4 protein-coding genes are annotated in these 5,639 nt (G+C 56.5%); all 4 read left to right on the forward strand.

Features of this window, described 5'->3' with window-relative positions:
- Nucleotides 1-1,239: nitrate/nitrite transporter (locus tag JWQ61_RS21260; protein ID WP_304362273.1), on the forward strand; the 1,239-nt coding region annotated here is incomplete at its 5' end.
- A gap of 43 nt (nucleotides 1,240-1,282) precedes the next feature.
- Nucleotides 1,283-2,605 (forward strand): fumarylacetoacetase, encoded by a 1,323-nt coding sequence (gene fahA / locus JWQ61_RS21265; protein ID WP_304362274.1) that lies wholly within the window; start codon nucleotides 1,283-1,285, stop codon nucleotides 2,603-2,605.
- Between the two features lie 38 nt (nucleotides 2,606-2,643).
- Nucleotides 2,644-3,420, forward strand: a complete 777-nt coding sequence (locus JWQ61_RS21270) for a cyclase family protein (protein WP_304362276.1) — start codon at nucleotides 2,644-2,646, stop codon at nucleotides 3,418-3,420.
- 496 nt (nucleotides 3,421-3,916) lie between these two features.
- Nucleotides 3,917-5,639, forward strand: a 1,723-nt coding sequence (locus tag JWQ61_RS21275) for a DUF4034 domain-containing protein (RefSeq protein WP_304362275.1), incomplete at its 3' end; no start/stop codon positions are given.

Raw genomic sequence — 5,639 nt, forward strand, 5'->3', positions numbered from 1 at the left:
AGGAGGCAAGCCATGAAAAACCGCTGGATTGCACTGGCTATCATTTTCATGTCGTTTCTTCAATTCACGCTGAACTGGTTCAACATCGTGCCGACGTTCGGCAGCCTGGCGCCGGAAATGCAGCTGACATTGCCTCAGGTCGGCGTGATTGTCGGCGTGTTCATTGCCGGTTACGGCCTTGCGCATATCCCGGGCGGCATGATCGCCGAAGCCTTTGGCTTGCGGTTCGCCATGCTGCTGGGAATTGCGGCCGAAACGCTGGGCGCCGTGGCAACGGCGCAAGCGCACAGCTATGAAATCCTGCTTGCCGGCCGTTTCGTCTGCGGCGTGGGCGGATCGATCTATATCGGCAGCGCGATCGGCCTGACGATGGCCTGGTTCCGCAACCATGAGCTGGCCACGGCTAACGGCCTGATCACGGGCGTGGCGTTTACCGTCGGTGCGGCGATCGGCATCTATGCATGGGGAGATGTCGTGGCCATGTATGGCTGGCGCATGGCGCTGCTGCTGGGAGCGGGCGTCGGCGCGCTGACTTTTGTGGCATTGCTATTCCTGTTTCCGGTTCCACCCGATGCCGGCGCGCGCGACATCGGCGGCGCCCGCCTTGATCTCGCGGCGCTGAAGCGCACGCTGGGCAATCGGGACCTGTGGATCCTGGGCATCAGTTTCATGGGCGCCTATGGCAGCTACTTCACCGTCGCTTCCTTTCTGCCGACCTATGCGGCGGAGCATTTCCGGCTGGCGCCGCAGGTGGCCGGTTCGCTCAGCGTCATCCTGCTGGTGAGCGGCATCCCCGGCGGCATCCTGGGGGGCTGGCTGGCTGACAAGGTGTTCGGCGCCATCCCGACGATTGCCGGTGCATGGATCATCGTAAGCCTCGCGCTGTGCAGCATTCCCCACGTGGAGTTCCAGGGGCTGCAGCTGGCGGCGGCGACCGTGGGATGCGTGGGCATGATGGGCTTCGTGGTATGGATCGCCATGCCGGGGTTCTATCGCGGCATCAGGATCGCCGACATTCCCACGGCATGCGGCTTGATGCTGACGATTGTCGCGGTGGGCGGCGTCGTGATTCCGATCCTGTACGGGAAAATCACGGTCACATACGGCTACCCGATCGCCTGCGCTTCACTCGGCTTGATTTCTTTCGTCGCCGGCATGTGCATCTTCCTGGTGCGCCGGCCCGACGCCGGCGCTGCGAAATACAGTCGCAAAGTCAGTGCTGGGAGCGCGATTTCATGAACTCAGATTCAACTCTTTTCACCGATCAACGAGGATAGGAACCATGAAAAATACCGATGAAACCCATGACCCTGCCCGCAAAAGCTGGGTAGAGACGGCAAATCACAGTGCATCCGATTTTCCCATCCAGAACCTGCCTTTGGGTATCTTCAGCTATAACGGAACTACGGCGCCGCGTTTCGGCATAGCGATCGGCGACTGCATCCTGGACGTCGCCGCGGCAGCAGACATCGGTTTGCTGACGGGCCTGGCGGCAGAAGCCGCGGACGCGGCAAGAGACGGAACGCTCAATCGGCTGTTCGCGCTGGGACGCGCTCCGCTGCGCGAGCTGCGCAAGCAGGTGGCGATGCTGCTGGACCGGGACGGCCCGGCGCGCGACCGCATCGAATCGCTGCGGTCGCAGATATTGCCTGAAATGAGCGCATGCCGGATGCACCTGCCAACCGCGGTAGGAAACTACACGGACTTCTACGCCGGTATCCATCATGCAATCGCTGCCGGCTCCCTGCTGACTCCGGAAAATCCGTTGCCGGCCAATTACAAGTGGGTGCCTATCGCGTACCACGGCAGGGCATCGTCGGTGCGGGCCAGCGGCAATGCGGTGCGTCGGCCGATGGGGCAGCGTCCGCCGTTGGCGGCTGGCGGTAGTCCAAGCTACGGCCCATGTGAAAGACTGGATTTCGAACTGGAAATGGGTTTTTACGTCGGGCCGGGAAATGCCCAGGGCGAGCCCATATCGATAACCGACGCCAGCAAGCACATTGTCGGTTTCAGCTTGCTGAACGACTGGTCGGCACGCGATATCCAGCGCTGGGAGATGTTTCCGCTGGGACCGTTCCTGGCTAAAAATTTCGCCACCACGGTTTCGCCGTGGGTGGTCACGGCTGACGCGCTGGAACCGTTTCGCGTGCCTGCGATGGCGCGACCGGACAGCGATCCGCAACCGCTGAATTACCTGCTTGATGAAACCGATCAGCGCCAGGGCGGGATTGACGTCAGCCTGTCGGTGCAAATCTGTACCGGGGAAATGCTGGCCCAGGGCAGCGCGCCGGTCGAGATCCTTGAATCGAACGCCATGCATCTGTACTGGACTTCCGCGCAGATGCTGACCCACCACGCCAGCGGCGGCTGCAACCTGGTTCCCGGCGACCTGATTGGCACCGGCACTATTTCAGGACCGAAGCCCAGCCAGTTGAGCAGCATGCTGGAACTGACTTTTGGCGGCACCAAACCGGTGGCGTTGCCGAACGGCGAGCAGCGCGCCTTCCTGCAGGATGGCGACGAAATCACCTTCTCGGGAAAATGCCACCGTGAAGGGTTTGTTTCGATCGGCTTCGGCACCTGCAGCGGACGCATCACGCGTTAACGGCTGCCCACATTCTGCATCGTTTTCATCGGAGACAAATCATGTCACGCATTATAGATATCTCTATCGCGCTCGATAACGAAACGCCTGCCGATCCGCTGCCCATGCGGCCGTCGATCGTGTATACGACCCACAAGGCTTCTGCCGTTGATTTAATCGCGTCGTTTCCGGGAATGAGCGTGGATCAGCTGCCGGAAAAAATGGGCTGGGCCGTCGAGAAGATCACGCTGTCGACGCACAACGGCACCCATATCGACGCGCCCTGGCACTATCACCCCACGATGGACGGCGGCAAGCGCGCAATCGCAATCGATGAAGTGCCGCTCGAATGGTTCATGCAACCCGGCGTGAAGCTGGATTTCAGGCATCTTCCCGATGGCCATGTGGTATCCCCACAAGAAATCGAAGCCGAACTAGAGCGCATCGGCCACAAGCTGAAGCCGCTCGAGATCGTCGTTGTAAATACACGCGCCGGCAAGCAATACGGCCAGCCGGATTACATCCACACCGGCTGCGGCATGGGACGCGACGCCACCCTGTATCTTGCGGAGCAGGGTGTGCGGGTGGTCGGCACCGACGGCTGGAGCTGGGACGCACCGTTCTCGCATACGGCGCGCCGCTATGCGCAGACCGGAGATGCGAGCCTGATCTGGGAAGGGCACAAGGCCGGGCGCGAGGTTGGTTACTGCCAGATCGAGAAGCTGCACAACCTTGAGATTTTGCCGTCGACCGGCTTCACTGTTGTCTGTTTTCCGGCGAAGATCCGGGCTGCGAGCGCCGGCTGGACCAGGGCAGTTGCTATCTTGTCGGACTAAAGCATTCATTCGCATTTATGCAAATGACGAAAAATCTTCCTTACGATATGGTTTTACCAGCTCAAAATTGACCTGACAGACGGTGTCAGGTCAACTCTGGTCGGCCCGCCATGCGACTGACCGTAACCTCCTGAAGTCCAGACTCTCGCGGTCCTCCAATACGGATGCATAGCGTCAACGGGCGAAATATTTTGCTCGCCTGATCGCTCAAGTGGACGCCACGCAATTGATCCCGTACACTACAATACTTTCCAATTAGAAACATTTTAGATCGCATGCCCGCCTGGAAGCCATGACGGATTCACGACATGTTATTGGCGTTTCTCGTTATGCCAAGACTTTGGCATGACGTTTCTGTGTTCGTCCTCATTCGCATCAGATTAATTCGATGTGGTGGGGAGTTTTGTGTATGTGTAGACATTGTTTGACCACATAACATCGCTGGTGACCGGTCACACCCCAGCGACATCTGTATTGACATATTGAGGACAACAACTTGCTTAATGCTCAGATCCCGCATTCATCGGGACGTCTTGGAAAGATCGCAGCGATAGTGCATATTGCAATGTTCGCCTTGTCTTTTTGGGTCTTCTTTTATCCGAGACCATATTTGTTATTGATATCAATATGCCTCGCCTTGCCATGGATAGCAATCGCCATCGCCTGGAAGAGCAATGGGTTATATACAATTGTCGATCCAGGCAAAAACACCGCGAAAGGCGACCTGACGGTTCTATGCATCCTGCCTGGGATACTCCTGGGGCTGAGGGCTCTGCAGGACGTGAACACGCTGGAATGGGTGCAGGCAATTGCGCCAGGCCTGATTATAGGATTGCTGATGACGGCAGCGACGGGATGGGTCTCCGCGGGATATGGAAAGAAACCGCTACTGGGTATTCTCTATTTGATCTTTTACGCTGTATATGCGATTGCGGGAATTATTCTTACCAACGCCATTTTTGATCGTTCGCTGCCAGCAGTCTACCCACTGAAAATCCTGGCGCGACACCATACAACAGGGAAAGGCGCAACATTTTACTTTTCCGTGCAGCCTTGGGGATCCAGGACTGCCATAAACGACATCGTCGTGCACCCCGATTTTTACCGAAAAAAAGTGCAAGGCGATGTAGTTTGTGTTCGCCTCCACGGTGGGGTGTACCGCATGCCTTGGTATACCGGGGATGATTGCGGGCGAGCCGCAGTCCCAACTCTGATGAAGAGCAGCAACTCTGCAATCAACCTGCAAAACAAAGCGGGAAATAAAATTGCCGTCAGCACGGCAATATCCGGTTCAGGGGGCGCTTCAAATCGAGACTCGACCGATACGTCCCAGCTGCTCAAGACTGGGCGGTACGATGTCCTTGAGGCTCGTTTTTCTTCGCTACAAGATGCCTACAAAAGCGGGAAGATCGATGATCTGGCGTTGTTGCTCGCCTACCGTGATTTCTACGACACGGATCCAGCACTCAAGCCACGCTACGCCGAATGGATTGAGGCTTATCCGCAATCGTATGCGGCGCGCTTGGCGGAGGCGATCTACTACATCCATGCCGGGCGCGAAGCACGTGGCAGCAAATACTCTGCGGATACCTCGGACAAGCAATTTGCGGCGATGGATGAAGACAATTTGAAGGCTTTCATCGATCTCCAGGAATCGTTGAAACTCGACGATCGCCCCATTCTTTCTTATGTTCAGCTTATTGATCTTAGCAGTCACTACAATCCAGGTATTTTTGCTGGCGCAATTTCCTATGTGGATAGGCTCATCGGAACCTTCTCTGGCAAGCACATTCGTGCGACTGCTCCATTAACTACGCCGCGTGAATTGCTAGACGAAGCCATCCGTATCGATCCAGGAAATTTCATAGTACGCAGGAAATACATGACCGTTCTGGAGACACGTTGGGGTCATAGCACATCTGAGATGGATGAATTTTTTAAGGAATCTCAATCGGCAGGACTTTCAAATGCAAAACTTCGCGTGCTGAAAGCCCTTGTCATGAGGGACCAGGCTTGGAATGAAGAACAGCATGATGATATTCAAGCAAGCAGCAAGAGTTACATTGCGGCAGTCGCGTTGGTAGGGGATGATGGAAACCTGATGGAACAAAATATGTTTGCTCAACTATTGTCAGAGACTGGGTACATCCATGAAAAACTCAGGCAATACGACGTGGCAAAGAGCTATTACAAAAAATCGGTTGAGAGCTATCCGGGCA

Source organism: Collimonas fungivorans (genome assembly GCF_028292705.1).
In the GTDB taxonomy this organism is placed as follows: Bacteria; Pseudomonadota; Gammaproteobacteria; order Burkholderiales; family Burkholderiaceae_D; genus Collimonas; species Collimonas fungivorans_B.